This is a genomic window from Massilia sp. BHUDP2 (assembly GCF_046236355.1).
In the GTDB taxonomy this organism is placed as follows: Bacteria; Pseudomonadota; Gammaproteobacteria; order Burkholderiales; family Burkholderiaceae_D; genus Telluria; species Telluria varians.
This window is the reverse complement of sequence record NZ_JBJUVW010000003.1, coordinates 479,989-494,340: the sequence shown is the minus strand read 5'-3', so window position 1 is coordinate 494,340 and position 14,352 is coordinate 479,989. Positions and strand designations below refer to the sequence as shown.

General features: G+C 67.6%; 16 protein-coding genes. 3 read left to right on the top strand and 13 right to left on the bottom strand.

From position 1 onward, the window contains the following. Window positions 1-12: 12 nt before the first annotated feature. The 8 genes from ACK6C6_RS18920 to ACK6C6_RS18885 form a co-directional block, all read right to left on the bottom strand. Window positions 13-993 carry a glycosyltransferase gene (locus tag ACK6C6_RS18920; protein ID WP_409268734.1) on the bottom strand — a complete coding sequence of 327 codons (981 nt, stop codon included), beginning with the start codon at window positions 991-993 and terminating at the stop codon, window positions 13-15. Window positions 994-999: 6 nt separating this feature from the next. After that, window positions 1,000-2,028: a WavE lipopolysaccharide synthesis family protein gene (locus ACK6C6_RS18915; RefSeq protein ID WP_409268733.1), complete on the bottom strand. Its 1,029-nt coding sequence runs from the start codon at window positions 2,026-2,028 to the stop codon at window positions 1,000-1,002. Continuing rightward, window positions 2,025-3,032 (bottom strand): hypothetical protein, encoded by a 1,008-nt coding sequence (locus tag ACK6C6_RS18910; RefSeq protein WP_409268731.1) that lies wholly within the window; start codon window positions 3,030-3,032, stop codon window positions 2,025-2,027. Before ACK6C6_RS18910 ends, ACK6C6_RS18915 begins: the two co-directional genes overlap by 4 nt. Then, a complete protein-coding gene (locus ACK6C6_RS18905) occupies window positions 3,029-3,772 on the bottom strand; it encodes a capsular biosynthesis protein (RefSeq protein ID WP_409268730.1) in 744 nt (247 codons plus the stop codon). Before ACK6C6_RS18905 ends, ACK6C6_RS18910 begins: the two co-directional genes overlap by 4 nt. Further along, window positions 3,729-5,522, bottom strand: a complete 1,794-nt coding sequence (locus ACK6C6_RS18900) for a phosphotransferase (protein WP_409268729.1) — start codon at window positions 5,520-5,522, stop codon at window positions 3,729-3,731. The genes ACK6C6_RS18905 and ACK6C6_RS18900 overlap by 44 nt, the downstream gene beginning before the upstream one ends. Next, window positions 5,523-5,903, bottom strand: coding sequence for a capsular biosynthesis protein (locus ACK6C6_RS18895; protein WP_409268728.1), 381 nt, complete (start codon window positions 5,901-5,903; stop codon window positions 5,523-5,525). A 62-nt stretch (window positions 5,904-5,965) separates the two neighbouring features. Continuing rightward, window positions 5,966-6,685 carry an ABC transporter ATP-binding protein gene (locus ACK6C6_RS18890; RefSeq protein ID WP_409268726.1) on the bottom strand — a complete coding sequence of 240 codons (720 nt, stop codon included), beginning with the start codon at window positions 6,683-6,685 and terminating at the stop codon, window positions 5,966-5,968. 2 nt (window positions 6,686-6,687) lie between these two features. Continuing rightward, complete coding sequence (locus tag ACK6C6_RS18885; protein WP_409268725.1) at window positions 6,688-7,518, bottom strand: ABC transporter permease; 831 nt, start codon at window positions 7,516-7,518, stop codon at window positions 6,688-6,690. Window positions 7,519-7,650: 132 nt separating this feature from the next. Between ACK6C6_RS18885 and ACK6C6_RS18880 the strand changes: the two genes are divergently transcribed. Together ACK6C6_RS18880 and ACK6C6_RS18875 are read left to right on the top strand one after the other, a co-directional pair. Beyond that, the gene (locus ACK6C6_RS18880) at window positions 7,651-8,499 is read left to right on the top strand and encodes a class I SAM-dependent methyltransferase (protein ID WP_409268723.1); all 849 of its coding nucleotides are present in this window, start codon (window positions 7,651-7,653) and stop codon (window positions 8,497-8,499) included. Next, the gene (locus tag ACK6C6_RS18875) at window positions 8,496-9,377 is read left to right on the top strand and encodes a glycosyltransferase (protein WP_409268721.1); all 882 of its coding nucleotides are present in this window, start codon (window positions 8,496-8,498) and stop codon (window positions 9,375-9,377) included. Before ACK6C6_RS18880 ends, ACK6C6_RS18875 begins: the two co-directional genes overlap by 4 nt. Window positions 9,378-9,383: 6 nt before the next feature. Here the strand turns inward: ACK6C6_RS18875 and ACK6C6_RS18870 are convergent, their stop codons facing one another. From ACK6C6_RS18870 to ACK6C6_RS18860, 3 genes are all read right to left on the bottom strand, one after another. Further along, window positions 9,384-10,346: a GlcNAc-transferase family protein gene (locus ACK6C6_RS18870; RefSeq protein WP_409268720.1), complete on the bottom strand. Its 963-nt coding sequence runs from the start codon at window positions 10,344-10,346 to the stop codon at window positions 9,384-9,386. Window positions 10,347-10,351: 5 nt separating this feature from the next. Beyond that, complete coding sequence (locus ACK6C6_RS18865; protein ID WP_409268719.1) at window positions 10,352-11,557, bottom strand: helix-turn-helix transcriptional regulator; 1,206 nt, start codon at window positions 11,555-11,557, stop codon at window positions 10,352-10,354. A 128-nt stretch (window positions 11,558-11,685) separates the two neighbouring features. Further along, complete coding sequence (locus ACK6C6_RS18860; RefSeq protein ID WP_409268717.1) at window positions 11,686-12,201, bottom strand: SixA phosphatase family protein; 516 nt, start codon at window positions 12,199-12,201, stop codon at window positions 11,686-11,688. Between the two features lie 232 nt (window positions 12,202-12,433). Between ACK6C6_RS18860 and ACK6C6_RS18855 the strand changes: the two genes are divergently transcribed. After that, complete coding sequence (locus tag ACK6C6_RS18855; protein WP_409268716.1) at window positions 12,434-13,030, top strand: PEP-CTERM sorting domain-containing protein; 597 nt, start codon at window positions 12,434-12,436, stop codon at window positions 13,028-13,030. Here ACK6C6_RS18855 and ttcA read toward each other — a convergent pair whose 3' ends face one another. Beyond that, window positions 13,031-13,951 carry a tRNA 2-thiocytidine(32) synthetase TtcA gene (gene ttcA, locus ACK6C6_RS18850; RefSeq protein WP_409268714.1) on the bottom strand — a complete coding sequence of 307 codons (921 nt, stop codon included), beginning with the start codon at window positions 13,949-13,951 and terminating at the stop codon, window positions 13,031-13,033. Further along, window positions 13,948-14,346, bottom strand: a complete 399-nt coding sequence (locus ACK6C6_RS18845; RefSeq protein ID WP_027868217.1) for a dihydroneopterin aldolase — start codon at window positions 14,344-14,346, stop codon at window positions 13,948-13,950. Before ACK6C6_RS18845 ends, ttcA begins: the two co-directional genes overlap by 4 nt. Window positions 14,347-14,352 lie beyond the last annotated feature (6 nt).

The window sequence follows — 14,352 nt, the reverse complement described above, 5'->3', positions numbered from 1 at the left end:
GCCGGCCTTCCCCTAGCGGCCCTCGTGACGGCGGCGCCGCTCGATCTTCGCCATCCCCTGGCGGTTCGCCTCGGCCCCCGGTGCTGCGTCCGCCGGACGCCCGTCGAGAAACGCGGGACAAGGCCCCAGCCGGCCGGCCCAGCCGTCGGCCAGCGCCTGCCTGACGATACGCCAGGCGCCTTTGCGGAAGCGTCCACGGCAAGCCAGCCACAGTCCCAGCCCGGTCAGTGTGGCGACGGCTCCCGCCAGCTGCGGCAAGCGCGCATGCCGGCGCGCCACCACGACCCGGTTGCGCAGGTTGTAGTAGTGGCGCGGGCCGATCGGGCCGGCGCGCATCCTGCTGGCAGGAGAGCGCAGGTGGTCGACGACGCTGCCGGGCGCCAGCCACAGCGGCCAGCCGGCGCGCCGCAGGCGCAGGCAGTATTCGGTGTCGTCGTAGGACAGGAACAGGGCCGCATCGGGCAGGCCGCAGGCCGCGGCGGCGCGCGCCGATACCAGCAGGCCGACGAAGGAGGCGGTGTCGACCCCTACCAGCGCGTGGCAGTAGTCCGCGGGCGCGAGCGCGCGTTCGATGCCGCTGAGCAGCTTGTAACGGCGCCGATGGGCCAGCGCCAGTCCGCCGAACTCGAAGACGGCCGGCGCCACGGCGCCGGGCGCCGCCACGCTGCTTGCCTGGGCGAGCGCCTTGGCCAGCCGTTCCAGCGTGTCGGGACGGGGCACCGCATCGTCGTCCAGCAGCCAGATCCAGTCGCAGCCGCCGACCAGGGCGTGGCGCATGCCGAGGGCGAAGCCGCCAGCGCCGCCCAGGTTGCTACGCGAACGCAGCACTTCCAGGCCGGGGCGGTGCGCCAGAACCGTGGCCGTCTCCGGTCCGCTGCCGTTGTCGACCACGATGACGTGTTCGGGAGGGCGGTGCTGGGACTGCAGCGCCGCCAGCACCTGCTGCAGCAGTTGCGGACGGTCGCGCGTGACGACGACGGTGACGATCCGCATGGCTGGCTACAGGTGGCGCGCAAGCCGGCCCAGCACGCGGCGTACCGGCGCGCTGCTGCGTTGCGGATCGAACAGCAGCGCATGCAGCAGGCGGCTGTGGCGAAAGGCGAGGGCGGTCAGGCGCTTGCTGCGTTCCCGTTCGCGGATCAGGCGGCGCAGGCCGGCGCCATCCTGGAAGCCGGCCAGCTCGGGCCCCTGCAGCGCGACCCAGTCCAGGTGCATCATGTTGTTCATGCACTGGAAGCGCGACCCGCCCACCCAGGCATACTTGGGAAAGACCAGGCCGATCTGCCAGGGATCGATCAGCATCACCTCGTGGGCCATGAAGCGCGCGTGGTCGCGCAGCACCGCCTCCGACGTGTCGTTCAGCACGCGCGGACAGGCGTAGCCGCGGGCGCCGGCGAACTGGGTGCACAGGTGCTGCTCGACGGCGAAGCGGGAACGGAAGCGGCGCTCGAAGATCGACGAGCCGGGCGGATGCGCGCGCTGTTCGTAATGGCGCGCATCAATCGCGTCCATCGGCGCGGCCGACCAGTAGGCCTGCAGCAGTTCGGTGGGGCCGAAATGGAACCAGTCGCTCAGGTGGTAGGGCAGGCGCTCGAACATGAGCGGGTCGAGGGTGAAGAAGGAACAGGCCAGCAGCCGTTCGCGTCCTCCGTCGCGGCGGCGCTGCTCGGCGGCGAAGTCGAGGAAGCCGGCATGTTCCAGGAAGCAGTCGGTGCGCAGCTTGACCGCGTAGGGCGTGTGCACGGCCGCCAGGCCGGCGCGCGTGCTGGCCAGTTGCCGGTTGGCGTTGTTGGCCTTGTCGTCGTCGAGCTTGAGCGGCGCCAGCGGGCCGGGGTCCGGGCTGAGCACCACGGCGTCAACGCCCAGCTTGCGCGGCACGTCGGTGCCCTCCCAGGTCGACAGGACAATCCGGGCGCCCGGCAGCACCTGGCGCGTCATGCGGATATTGCGCACGAAGTCGTCGCGCTCGCGCGTGACGTAAGGCTTGAAGGCGCCCTGGAACACGAGGGTGATGTCGGAAGTTTTCATGGAGCGACAGGCGGCTGGTGGGACGTGGGCTCCGGCTGCGGCGCCGGCGCCGGGACGGGCGCCAGCGCGTCGATGTAGCGGCGCAGCGGATGGTCCGGGCGGCGCGCTACCGGCTTCACGCCGAACAGGCCGTGGCGGTCGAATACGCGCCAGGTGTTGTTCCCGTCGGACATCCATTCGTAGCGCGCCAGCCAGGCCGCATCGTCGGCGCCGATGCGGTCGACCAGGCGCCGCCGTATCCGGTGGAAGCCGCTGCGGATCATCAGGTATTCGATGAGGCGGCGTGGAAAGTAGCGGGGATCGCCCGGGCGGCCGATCAGCGGATCGGCATAGCGCAGCACGCGCCAGAAGGCGCGGTCGAAGCGGTGCACCTCGGACAGCACGTAGGGACGGCCCCCGATGGGCGCGCCCAGCGCATGGGCCGCGGTGGCCAGCCAGACTTCTTCGCGCGGATAGGCGACGCTACCGTCGAGGTGGCGCTCGAGCACGGCCGCCACTTCGAACAGCAGCGCCGCCTCGAAGCTGGCGCCCTCGACCTGGGACCCGACCAGGCTGGTGCTGCCGAGCCGTCGGCACAGGTTTGCCAGCTGCCGGTCGGCCAGCGCCGGCGCGGCGAAACGCCAGCGGCTGCCGGCGCGGATCGGCCGCGTGTGCAGGAAGTTGCCGCCACGTGCCAGCCAGGCGGCCAGGCCGGGCCGCACCAGCATGTCGTTCGAGGCATGCAGGCAGATGCGGCTGGCGTCGCCGGCGCGGCGGATCCAGGCGATATTGGCCAGGTGGGCCTGCAGGATGCCGCCCCAGCGCGTCGCATGGCGTGCGGGATTGAGCACGACGTTGCGGCAGCCGGCTGCGCGCAAGGCCGTTTCCAGCTCGGGCAGGCTGAAGCGGGCATTGGCCGAGACGTGCAGCACGATGCGCGCCTCGGGGAAGAAGGCGGCGAAATTCCTGGCTTGTCCTGCGACTACCCCTGCCTGCGTGTGCACGGGGAGCGATATGTAGATCAAAACAGGCTCCGTGCGTTGTCGTGCAAGGCGCTGTATTCCTGCGGCGTGCCGGCGAAGTGCACCTCGTGCGCACCGATCTGGTGGTACATGATGCGCTTGCCCGACGAGACCAGCTGGTTGTACAGGGGCGCGACGTAGAGTTCGCCCCATTGGCGCAGGTAGCGGCCGCCATCGCCGAGGGCATGCTCGCAGCTGGCGCCGAAATCGGCGGCGCGCGCGAAGTAGTACAGCCCGGTGCTGCACAGCGGGGAGACGCGGCGCTTCTCGGTGGTCTCGGCAACCAGGGGGCAGAGCGAGGTGGCGGGGCGCACGAAGGACCAGTGCGCCCCCTCGCCGGCGAACACTTCCAGGTAGCCGTCGCTCGACCCCATGGTCTCGGGGAAGCGGTAACGTGGACGGATGGTGTCGATGTTGAAGATGAGCAGGGCCTCGTTGCCGCCGGCGCCGGCAGCGTCCAGGCCGTGCAGCACGGTTTCGGCCTGGCCGCGCGTGGTCTCGCCGAGGCCGACCGCAAGGTAGTTGTCCAGGCCCAGCCTGTCGCATTCGCGCGCGATGAAGTCGTCGGCGCCGAAGGCATGGCGGTGGACGAACACGAAGCGCTCGCTGCCGAAGTAGTGTTCGAACGAGCGCAGGCAGCAGCCGAACAGCGTCTGCCCGTCGAGCGGCAGTTCGTACTTGGGGCGGGAATAGCCGGCGTCAAAGAAGCGGCGGCTCATGCCCGCCATCGGAATCACGATCATGCGCTCTCCATTCGAGGTAAACGCGGATGGCATTGGCCAGCAGGGCGCGTTGGCGTAGCGGGGCGTCGGCGTGCAGCGGCAGCATCGACAGGAACAGCAGCACCATGACCGGGTAGCAATCCCATGCGGTGGGCAGGCGGCCGGCGAAGGGCGTGGCCAGGAACAGCTCGCGGATCGGCCCGGTGCGCTGGGCCAGGACCCGGAAGCGCAGCGCGTGGCCGGGGGGCAGCCTGTGCAAAGGATCGTCGCGCAGGCCGTGCAGGGCTGAGCCGGTCGAGGCGCGTACCGGCGAGCCTGCTTGGAGACGCGTCCGGCCCTTGCCTTGCCCGTCCAGCTCCCCGCTCAGCTGCAGGTTCCGCGGTTCACCGAACTGGGCGCTGCCCGCACTGCTCATCTGCATGCCCAGGCGCTCGCCCTGTTCGTCGCCATGCCGGCCGTCGTCTTCCAGCACGAAGTGCCCGGCCACGATGTGGTCATACAGCCCGAGCACCGAATGGGCGAGCTTGCCGATGTCGTAGCGCAGGTCGCCGAAGCGGGAGGGGCGGCCGCTGGCATCGGTCCCGCGCGGGTCGATGGTCTTGACGCGGCCGGCGCGGAAGTCGAACAGGATGTTACTGAAGCAGAAGTCGCCGTGCAGGAAGCTCGGTTCGGGAGGGCCGGCGTCGACCGCGGCGCTGGCCTGTTCGGCGATGGCGCGCAGCGAGGGCGTGCGTACGCCGTTGAGGGCCCAGCCGGCGTCGAGGTCGCAGCCGGCCGTGGCGGCGTAGGCCTCGAGCCGCGACAGGGTCTTGTCGCGGTAGGCCTGGCGGATGGCGTCGAGCGGGGGCGGCGGGTCCAGCGGGACCGCCCGCGCGGTGCGCAGGAAGGCATCGGCGGCTCGGAAGATGCGTGCCCAGACCCGCTCCGGCAGGCGTCCGAAGACGTAGAGCTCGTTCAGGGCGGCCAGGTGCAGGTATTCGAGCTGGTAGCCGCAGCCGCAGCCCTCGTCGGTGCGCCCGATGTAGGGAGCCAGGAAGGGCTTGACGGAGCGCGGCGCCCGTTCGAACCATTCGGCCTCGGCCGCGATCTTGCCGCTGTCGTCGCCGGTCTTGGTGACCACGCCGTCGGACACGCGCAACTGGTTGAAGTGGCGCTGGGTGGTGACGGTGCGCTTGGAATCGAAATAGGTGTGCACGTGGCCGAAGTCGAGCCAGCGCGCGACCGGCCAGTGGTCCAGGCCGACCTGGCGCTCATAGGCGACGACCGAGGCGATGAAATCTCCCCCTTCGGCCAGCAGTTCGCGCAGCCGCGCCGGATCGGAAAACGCGAACATGCCGGTCCAGATGCCGCCCGGCTGGCCGTGCCTGGGCACTTCATGGTACCAGTCGTAGTACTCGTCGGTCTGGCCCACCGCCAGCCAGTCGCTGCCGCTGCGCGGCGGGTCGTCGATCAGGGTGTCGCCGTACAGGATTTCGATCGGCCCGCTGACGCCGTGCGTGGAGAGGAAGTCGTGCACCGCCCAGCCCAGCGCCGCGCCGGTTTCGGTACGGTAGAGCCTGATGCCGCAGGCTTGCAGGCAGGCGGCATCGGCCTCGTCGAGTGCGAAGTCGCCCGGCACCGTCATGACCACCTGCGCATGGCGGGCGCCATGGCGCCGCGCCTGGTAGGTGAACAGCCGCTGGTTACCCACCGGAAGGAAGGCGGGCGGAATGCGGCCGAACTCGGCGTACAACTCGCTGTCGACGTAGGCGCCGGAAGTGATGAGCAGCATTTATGCCTCGCGCCGTTCGTCCGCCAGCAGGGCCGAGATGTCGGCGAGGGAGTAGCGCAGGAATTCCGACGGCCGTACTGCCTTGTCGTCGACATAGAAGCCTTGCGTGCCGCACCACGGCTTGCCGACGTGGAGTTCGTCGCAGGGCACGCCGTGGCGCGACAGCCATTCGACGATGAGGGGCAGCGTGTGCAGGTTGATCTTGCCGACGTTGCCGCTGTAGGTGCGCACGTTGCGGCTGGTGCTGATCACGATGTCGAAACCGTCGCGCTGGTAGTCGCGCAGGCGGGCGATCAGGGCCAGGTTGGGAAGCGCATGCGCATAGCCCGCTTCTGCGCAGTAGGCGATGGTGTCGTCGAGGTCGATGATCAGGCGTTTCATGCGACCAGAATAGGCGGGGCCGAAAGCGGATTTATGATCCATGTCTATCGTGCGCACGGTGCTCACAGGAGCTTGGCGTCGACTTCGCACAAGAGCCCGTGTTCGAGCCGGAAGAAGCGGCGGCAGTGGCGCTTGAGGGCCGCGATGTCGTGCGAGGCGAACACGAAGATGCGCACCGAGGAGATCAGTGCTTCCATGCGGGTGGCGGCCTTCAGCTGGAACCCGGCGTCGCCGGCGCCGAAGATCTCGTCGACCAGCAGGATGTCCGGACTGGTCGAGGTGGCCACCGCGAACATCAGGCGCGTGGCCATGCCGGCCGAATAGGTGCGCACCGGCAGGTGCAGGAAGGGGCCGAGCTGGGTGAATTCCTCGATGTCGGGCAGGCGCGCCGCGATCTCGCGCTTGCCGATCCCGAGCAGCATCGCCATGCGCCGGATGTTTTCGTAACCGCTCAGTTCGCTTTCCATGCCGGCCCCCAGCTCGAACACGGTGGCCACCCGGCCCTCGCGCAGCACGCTGCCGGACGAGGGGGAGTAGACCCCGGCCATGGTGCGCAGCAGGGTGCTCTTGCCGGCGCCGTTGTGGCCCAGCAGCCCGACGCTGTCGCCGTCGCGCAGCCGGAAGCTGGCGTCGCGCAGCGCGGTGACGAGCTGGATGCCGCTTCCCTCGGCTTCGATGCGCCCGCCCGTCGATACCCGCATCAGGTGCCGGCGCAGGGACTTGGCGCGTACATCGTAGACCGGATACTGGACCGTCACGCGGTCGAATTCGAGGCGCGCCATGGTCAGAGCCAGTAGGCGATGCGGTTGCGCTTGGCGTTGAACAGCCACAGGGTGAGGATCCAGCCGCCCAGGCACAGCAGGGCATTGGTTAGCACCACGAAGCCGGGCGGCGCCGCGCCCAGCAGCGGGTAGCGCATCAGCTCGATCAGGTGGCTGAACGGATTGAACCAGATGAACTCCGCGCTGAAGGGCAGGTAGTCGGGCCGGTAGAACACCGGACTGAGGAACATCAGCAGCGGCATGGCGGCGCCCAGCACGTATTCGAGATCGCGGAAGCGCGCGCCGAGCATGCTGAGCAGCAGGGCCAGCCACAGCAGGTTGGCCGCCACCAGCAGCAGGCAGGGCAGGGCCAGCAGGGTGTAGCGCGTGACCGGCACGTCGAACATCAGCACGACCGCGAGCAGCACCGGCAGGTTGTGTGCGAAGTTGATCAGGTGCTTGAGCACCATCTGGATGGGCGGCATCGATAATGGCATGCTGATGTTGCGGATCAGCGCCGCCTGCCGCCAGTAGGTGGTGGTGGATTCGAGAATACAACCGCTGAGCAGTTGCCACAGAATCAGGCCACAGGTGAGCGAAGGCACGAAGCTGGCGCGCTCCATGCGCAGCAGCTCGCTCCAGACGAGGCCGAGGCCGAGCGTGCCGGCGGCGGTGCCGAGCGTCATCCAGAACGGGCCGAGCACGCTGCGCCGGTAGCGCGCGCGCAGGTCGCTGGCCGCGATGAAGGCGATCACGTGCAGCAGTCCCCAGGCGTGGTGCAGGTCGGCGAGGGCGGGCCCGCCCAGGACCTTGCGCACGCTGCCGTTCATGGTGGTCGTGGCGGTGGTTGACATGATGGGCGATTCTGGCCTGCCGTGTCCCCGTGCGCCTGATCTTGCGCAATCGGGCGCGATACCGATGCAACTGCCGATCCTGTCACACCGTCTGAATCTTCATGTGGCCGCGGGCCGGTTCCGGAGACGTCGATGGACAACTTTCTCAAGCAGTATGCGCGCATGCAAAAGACTTTCTATGACGACTCTCCCGCGGATGTCGAGGAGATCGTCGGCAATTACGACTACCACGAGAACTTTCCCTACGAGACCCACCTGCTGCACCTGTACGGCGACATCCGCAAGCCCGTGCTGGCCGACCCGCAATCGGCACGCGGCTTTGAGATCGGCTGCGGCGAAGGCCGCATGGTGCGGCGCATGTCGCGCCTGCTGGGCCAGGTCGACGGCGCCGACATTTCCAAGAAAATGGTGCGGGCGGCGCGCGCCCGCACGCCGAACGCCGAGATCTTCCTGAGCAGCGGCACCGACTGCGGCGAGGCCCCGTCCGGCGCCTACGATTTCGCCTACTGCGCCATCTCGATGCAGCACATCTGCGTGTACGACACGCGCGCCCGCATCCTCGACGACATCGTGCGCATCCTGCGTCCCGACGGCTGCGCCACGCTGCAGTTCTTCTTCTCGCGCTACTACCCCTATTGCCGCACCGCACCGCCGCCCATCAACGAGGCCTTCCTGGTCGACATCCACCACATCGACCGCCTGCACGCGCACTGGACCGAGAACCGCTGGGACGCGGCCGGCACCAACAGCGCCTGCGACGTCGCCTTCGGCACCGACGACATCCCGCGCGTGCTGGAAGACTTCGGCCGCTGGTTCCGCCAGGCCGACGTCTGGTTCCACGACATCTCGCTGGGCCGGCCGGACGGGCGCGGCGGCGGGCGCGAGCGTGTCCTGGCCGAGGTCCATCCCAACTGCCATGGATGGGACGACGCCTGGTTCACGCACATGGCCTTTTTCCACCTGCGCGGGCCGAAAAAATGACGCGGGCGCCGGTACTGGCCAGCTGCTCGGTGGTGGCGTACGCCAATCCCCCCGAGCAGATCGAGCGCCTGCTGCGCGGGGTGAGCGGCAGCTGGCCGCGGCTGCTGACCTACCTGATCGAGAACTCCCCCGAGGACAGCCTGCGCAGCCTGGCGCCGCGCTACCAGGCCCTGTACTGGCACCAGCCGGACAATCCGGGCTTCGGCCGTTCGCACAACCGGGCGATGCGCGCCGCGATGGAGGCCGGCAGCCGCTACCACTTCGTCCTCAATCCCGATATTTATTTTTCTGAAGACAGCTTTCCACGCCTGCTGGCCTACATGGAAAGCCAGGCCGACGTGGCCATGCTGTCCCCGCGCATCTGCTTCCCCGATGGCCGCCTGCAGCCGCTGTGCAAGCTCCTGCCGGCGCCGATCGGCCTGGCGACGCGGCGCTTCCTGCCCTGGCTGCACCGGCGCACCGGACTCCAGCGCGACTACGAGATGCATGCGAGCGGGTACGACCGCATCATGGACGTGCCGGTCCTGTCCGGATGCTTCATGCTGATCCGCACCGATGCGCTGGCCAGGGCGGGGCTGTTCGACGAACGTTTCTTCCTGTATTTCGAGGACGTCGACTTGTCGCGGCGTCTGGCCCGTGTCGGACGCACGGTGTTCTATCCGCACGTGACGGTGATGCACGAATATGGCCGCGGCTCCTACCGGGACTGGCGCTTGCTGTGCCATCACAGTGCTTCCGCGGTGCGCTACTTCAACAAATGGGGCTGGTGGTTCGACGAGGAGCGAGAGCGCGTCAATGCCCGCGCGCTAGGCAGCATCTCGCTTGCGAAAGGAGAAGGCGGCGTGGGCATCGACGCCGCCGGGGACGTGGCGCCTTAGAGTGCCTTAGTAAAGCTGCCCGCCGAAAGGATCGCTGATGGTCTGCCTTGCGTAGTCGATGCCGCTCAGCTCGGCATACTGGGCCATGCTGCGCACCGTACCGAGCCCATAGGCGCCGGGCAGGCCATCGCCCATCAGCAGGCGGTTCAGGCGCAGTTTGGCGCGCTCGGTCAGGTAGTTGGATGTGAAGGCGCGCCGCGCATCCAGCTCGCCGTGCCAGTGGTGGGTTTCGTAGGGCGTGCCTTCGGTCTTGTACAGGTGGTAGACCGGGGTGGTGAGCGGATGAAAGATGTCCCAGCCGCGCGTGAAGGCGCGGATCGCCAGGCTTTGCTCCTCGCCATGGAAGTACAGCCAGGGGTCGTAGGGGACCTCTTCCACGAAGCTGCCGGCCGCGAACAGGAAGCCGGCGGACACGTGGCAGCCCATCACTGGCTCGCTGGTAAACAGGTGGCGCGCCATGAAGCGCAGCACGGCGTCGCCAGGTGTCAGGTTCTTTTCCGGATGCGGGCGCAGCACCAGCGCGGTGCGGCCTTCGCCCGGTGTGTACTGGGGCTTGCCGTCGACCATGTCGAAGCGGTAGGGATAGGTGCTGATGATCGGCTTGGCCGAGCGTTCGCCCAGTGTCCCGTGCAGGCTGCGCAACTGCTCGTCCCAGCCCGGCTCGAACAGGGTGTGCGAATCGACCTGCAGCAGGAAGGCTTCGCCGTCGTACAGCGAAAAGGCGCTGCTGCGCGCCCAGCTCACGCCCAGCGTGTCCTGCGGGTGCAGGTGCACGTAGCGCACCCGGCGCGCGAAGGGCAGGGCGGCAATCGCGGCACGCTGGTCCGCGAGGTGCTGGTCGACCACGCCCAGCGACAGCAGCTCCGGGCGGGCGGCTTTCGCCACCGCGTCGTTCAGGGTGAAGAACAGCATCGGGTCGAGGTAGGACGCAATGCTGATGAAGATGGTCTGGCTGCTCGTTGGCGTCATCGGGCTCAGGCGGTGATTCCCTGGAAGGGGCCGCCGTCGGCCTTGAGCGCGCGCTGCACGGCCGATGCGGGAAGGTTCATCAGGAGCCGCACCAGCTCCGGCTGGCGGTTGGTCGCGGTCTTCTGGTAGATCGACACCAGCTGCTTGCGCACCGTATCGTACTGCACTCCCAGCGTCTCGGCGATGCTCTTCAGCGGGATGCCGTCGGCCAGCAGCGAGGCCACGCGGCATTCGGCGTGGGACAGGCCGAATGCCGCGGTGAGCAGGTCCGAATCGATTTCCTGGGCCGAGGTTGGGTGGTAGAAGAACAGCATCACCAGCGGGCGCAGGCCGAAGCTGCCCAGGGTGCGTTCCGGCACCAGGAGGGTGAAGAAGCCATACAGGACGTCCTGCGCGGCGCCGGACTCGCTGGTCATGTGCAGGGAGCGGAAGGCCTTGTCCGTATCCGCACCGGCGCCGGCAGCGCTGCGTGCCCGGTGCTCGAGCTCTGCGCACTGATCCAGGAAGGCGCGGCGGTAGGCTTGCGGCAGCACCAGGCGCTTCTCAAGCACTTGCACCAGTCTGGTCGTGCCGAGCAGGCAGCGCGCCGCCTCGTTCGCCAGCACCACCTCGCCGCCGGTGGTCAGAAGCATGACCGGCTGGCGCAGCTTGTCGACCAGCGCGTGCCCGACCAGGGCCTGGGCCGAATACACGAACTGGGCCAGGCCCATGCGCGTGGCACGCTGCAGGTGCGGGCGCAGACGGTCGAGGAAGGCCAGGGCGTCCGGCGGCATCGGGCCTTCGCCGGGACGGCGCAAGCAGGCCAGCAGCACGGTCGCCTCGCTGTTCTCGACCAGCTTGCAGGCCGTCAGGTAGCGCGCGCCGTGCGGGAGCAGGAACTCCTGATAGAACGGATCGCTGGCGACGAAGGCTTCGTCGAAATGCTCGTGACAGTGCAGCCACCCGTCCGCCCATTGCGTACGCATCAGCCCGACACGCGGATCGACGAACTGGTATTTCTGGATGTATTCCAGGTCGATCTGCGGCGCCATGTCGGCGCCGTCGCTGTACGACAGGGCGCCATGGGCGGCGTCGAAAGCGAGCAGGTGGATGGCGCGCCCGCCGACCGCCTCATGCAGGCATTCGAGCACGCTGCGCCAGGCGGCCCGGTTGTCCAGCGTGTCGTAGATGAGGTTGACGGCGCGGTCGAACTGCGCCTGGGACAGATCCAATATTTGCTCCGCTCAATAATTCCCATGCATCCTAACTGATGCAAAGAAGTATTGAAACTACTGGTTGTCCTGCCTCCTCGCCAAAAGTTTAATCTTGTTGTGTTGATAATACAGAACAGCGCTCCGGATCAGAGAGTGCTGGATGGTGGGGAACTCAGCAGGACTGTCCTGACCGCGCCTCCTGACGCCGGCGTGAGCTGGTAGACGCGGTCGTATTCGTCGTCGCCGATGTCGGCGCCGGGCGCGCCGCCGAACAGCCGCACCAGTTCCGGCAGGGTGTTCGAGTGACCCACCACCAGCACCGGCCCGGACAAGGCTTTCACCTTCTCGACCAGCGCTTTCGGCGCGCGCGGGTCATACAGTTGCACCTCGAGCCCGATGCGCTGGGCCAGCGGCTGGGCGGTCTGGCGCGTGCGCTGGGTCGGCGTGCTGAACACGGCGGTGATGCCGGTGCGCGACAGGATGACGGCAATCGCCTGCGCCCGCGCCTGGCCTTGCGGGGTCAGCTCCGGGTCCTGGCCCACGCTGGCCTTCTCGCCATGGCGCACGAGGTAGATCGCGCTCGGCTCGGCCAGCGCCGCGCCGGGGGCGAGGATGGCCAGGCTGAAGGACAGGCAGCGGAACAGGCGGGCGGACAGGCTCATGGGATCCTCTTGTCGATGGGGACGAAAAGCAGGCAGCGTAGCATGTCTTCGCCGGTTCATTCAGGCTTTCGCCGCTGAGCCAGGCGCGATGCTGCCGAGTTGTATTTTCGTCCGCATCGTGCGCACGCAGGGGCGCTCGCGCGACACGCTCTCCTCGCAGCGCTACTCTATGCCCGAGGCCGCCAGCCGATTGGCCTGCGGCTTCAGCGATGCGCTTTTCCAGGAGGAATAAATGGAGAAACGACAACTGCTGGCCACCGCAGTACTGGCGCTGGCCGCCGCCGGCGCGCAGGGCCAGGAAACCACGTGGCGGGTGGAATTTCTCGACGTCCTTGGCCGGAGCACGCACTGGAGTCCGGAACCGGACCCGCCGCCGCCTTTTACCGCGGTCACCCTGAGTGGCCTGGTCAAGGGAGAGGACCGCAACCGCGACGGCTGGATCGACCGCTCCGAGTTAAGCGAGCTCAGGTTTGGCCATGATGGTGTTTCCGGAAACTATGCCACCTGCGGCACCTGGGGCGACAGCGGCAACAACTGCACCCTGAGCCGCTTCGTGTTCGCGCCCGAGGGACCGCTTGGGCCGAGCTTCGAGATGACGGGGCAGTGGAACCAGGACCTGGGCGGCAGGATGGAAAGTATCGTGCGGACGGAAACCGGTGCGGAATACAGCTACGCCTTCTACAGGAGCGCGTACGGCTCGTATTTCTGGACCGAGGACACGACGCTGCGGATCACCCAGGTGTCCGCAGTGCCCGAGCCGGCCGCCGGCATGATGCTGGCCGCCGGCCTGGCGGCCCTCATGGGAGCACGACGCCGGCGCCCCGGATGATCAGAGCTGCGTGAGCGAGATCGTGTTCGCCGCCGGTGTCGAGCACGGCTCCTCGTCGAAGGCGATGTCGCCGTTCGGATTCGCCACGCCGTCCGTCTTCAGGTCGACGAAGCCGAACAGGTTGCGGTCCTGCAGGTGCGAGGGCACCACGGTGGAAAGCGACGAGAACACGTTCTCCACGCGGCCCGGATGCTTCTTTTCCCAGTCGCGCAGCATGGCCTTGATCTGCTTGCGCTGCAGGTTTTCCTGCGAGCCGCACAGGTCGCACGGGATGATCGGGAAGCCTTTGACTTCCGCATAGCGCTCGGTATCGGCTTCCTTCACGTAGGCCAGCGGGCGGATCACCATGTGCTTGCCGTCGTCCGAGACCAGCTTGGCCGGCATGCCCTTCAGCTTCCCGCCGAAGAACATGTTCAGGAAGAAGGTTTCGAGGATGTCGTCACGGTGGTGGCCCAGGGCGATCTTGTTGCAGCCCAGCTCGTCCGCCACGCGGTACAGGATCCCGCGCCGCAGGCGCGAGCACAGCGAGCAGGTGGTCTTGCCTTCCGGGACCAGGCGCTTGACGATGCTGTAGGTGTCCTGGTTTTCGATGTGGTACGGCACACCGAGTTTCTCCAGGTAAGCAGGCAGCACATCAGCAGGGAAGTTCGGCTGCTTCTGGTCGAGGTTGACCGCGACGATGTCGAAATGGATCGGCGCGCGCTCGCGCAGGGTCATCAGGATGTCCAGCAGGGCATAGCTGTCCTTGCCGCCGGACAGGCAGACCATCACCTTGTCGCCGTCCTCGATCATGTTGAAGTCGCCAATCGCCTGGCCCACCAGGCGGCACAGGCGCTTGTGCAGCTTGTTGTTCTCGAACGCCAGCTTCTCCGCCTTCTTGGCAGCATCGGCGTTCAGTTGATCGAAATCCGCTTCGCTCATGCTTCTTCCTTCAGCTGGAACACTTCCACGCCCACGCCTTCGCAGTCCGGGTAGACGTCCGGCTTCATGGTCGACACGCGCGCGGCGCGCACCCGAGGGTGGGTCAGCATCGCCTTGACCACGTCGTCGCACAGGGTTTCCTGCAGGTGAATGTGGCCTTTCGAGATGCGCTTGGCGATGGTTTCGCGCATGAAGTCGTAGTCGACCACTTCCGACAGCTGGTCGGCTTTCGGGGTCGACTGCTCGAGCGGGATGTACAGGTCGACGTTGATCAGGACACGCTGTTCCGCCCGCTTCTCGAAGTCGTGCACGCCGATGTTGATCATGACTTCGTAATTGCGCAGGAACAGCCGGCGGCAGTCGCGCAAGCTCGGGTGGATCAGGGCGGATAACATGGGTAG

Excerpts from the sequence above, each read along its gene's own strand:
- ACK6C6_RS18860 (WP_409268717.1), bottom strand. The coding sequence starts at position 12,201 with ATGAGCCTGTCCGCCCGCCTGTTCCGCTGCCTGTCCTTCAGCCTGGCC.
- ACK6C6_RS18885 (WP_409268725.1), bottom strand. The coding sequence starts at position 7,518 with ATGTCAACCACCGCCACGACCACCATGAACGGCAGCGTGCGCAAGGTC.
- ACK6C6_RS18870 (WP_409268720.1), bottom strand. The coding sequence starts at position 10,346 with ATGACGCCAACGAGCAGCCAGACCATCTTCATCAGCATTGCGTCCTAC.
- ACK6C6_RS18895 (WP_409268728.1), bottom strand. The coding sequence starts at position 5,903 with ATGAAACGCCTGATCATCGACCTCGACGACACCATCGCCTACTGCGCA.
- ACK6C6_RS18905 (WP_409268730.1), bottom strand. The coding sequence starts at position 3,772 with ATGATCGTGATTCCGATGGCGGGCATGAGCCGCCGCTTCTTTGACGCC.
- ACK6C6_RS18855 (WP_409268716.1), top strand. The coding sequence starts at position 12,434 with ATGGAGAAACGACAACTGCTGGCCACCGCAGTACTGGCGCTGGCCGCC.
- ACK6C6_RS18890 (WP_409268726.1), bottom strand. The coding sequence starts at position 6,685 with ATGGCGCGCCTCGAATTCGACCGCGTGACGGTCCAGTATCCGGTCTAC.
- ttcA (WP_409268714.1), bottom strand. The coding sequence starts at position 13,951 with ATGAGCGAAGCGGATTTCGATCAACTGAACGCCGATGCTGCCAAGAAG.
- ACK6C6_RS18900 (WP_409268729.1), bottom strand. The coding sequence starts at position 5,522 with ATGCTGCTCATCACTTCCGGCGCCTACGTCGACAGCGAGTTGTACGCC.
- ACK6C6_RS18920 (WP_409268734.1), bottom strand. The coding sequence starts at position 993 with ATGCGGATCGTCACCGTCGTCGTCACGCGCGACCGTCCGCAACTGCTG.
- ACK6C6_RS18915 (WP_409268733.1), bottom strand. The coding sequence starts at position 2,028 with ATGAAAACTTCCGACATCACCCTCGTGTTCCAGGGCGCCTTCAAGCCT.
- ACK6C6_RS18845 (WP_027868217.1), bottom strand. The coding sequence starts at position 14,346 with ATGTTATCCGCCCTGATCCACCCGAGCTTGCGCGACTGCCGCCGGCTG.
- ACK6C6_RS18880 (WP_409268723.1), top strand. The coding sequence starts at position 7,651 with ATGGACAACTTTCTCAAGCAGTATGCGCGCATGCAAAAGACTTTCTAT.
- ACK6C6_RS18875 (WP_409268721.1), top strand. The coding sequence starts at position 8,496 with ATGACGCGGGCGCCGGTACTGGCCAGCTGCTCGGTGGTGGCGTACGCC.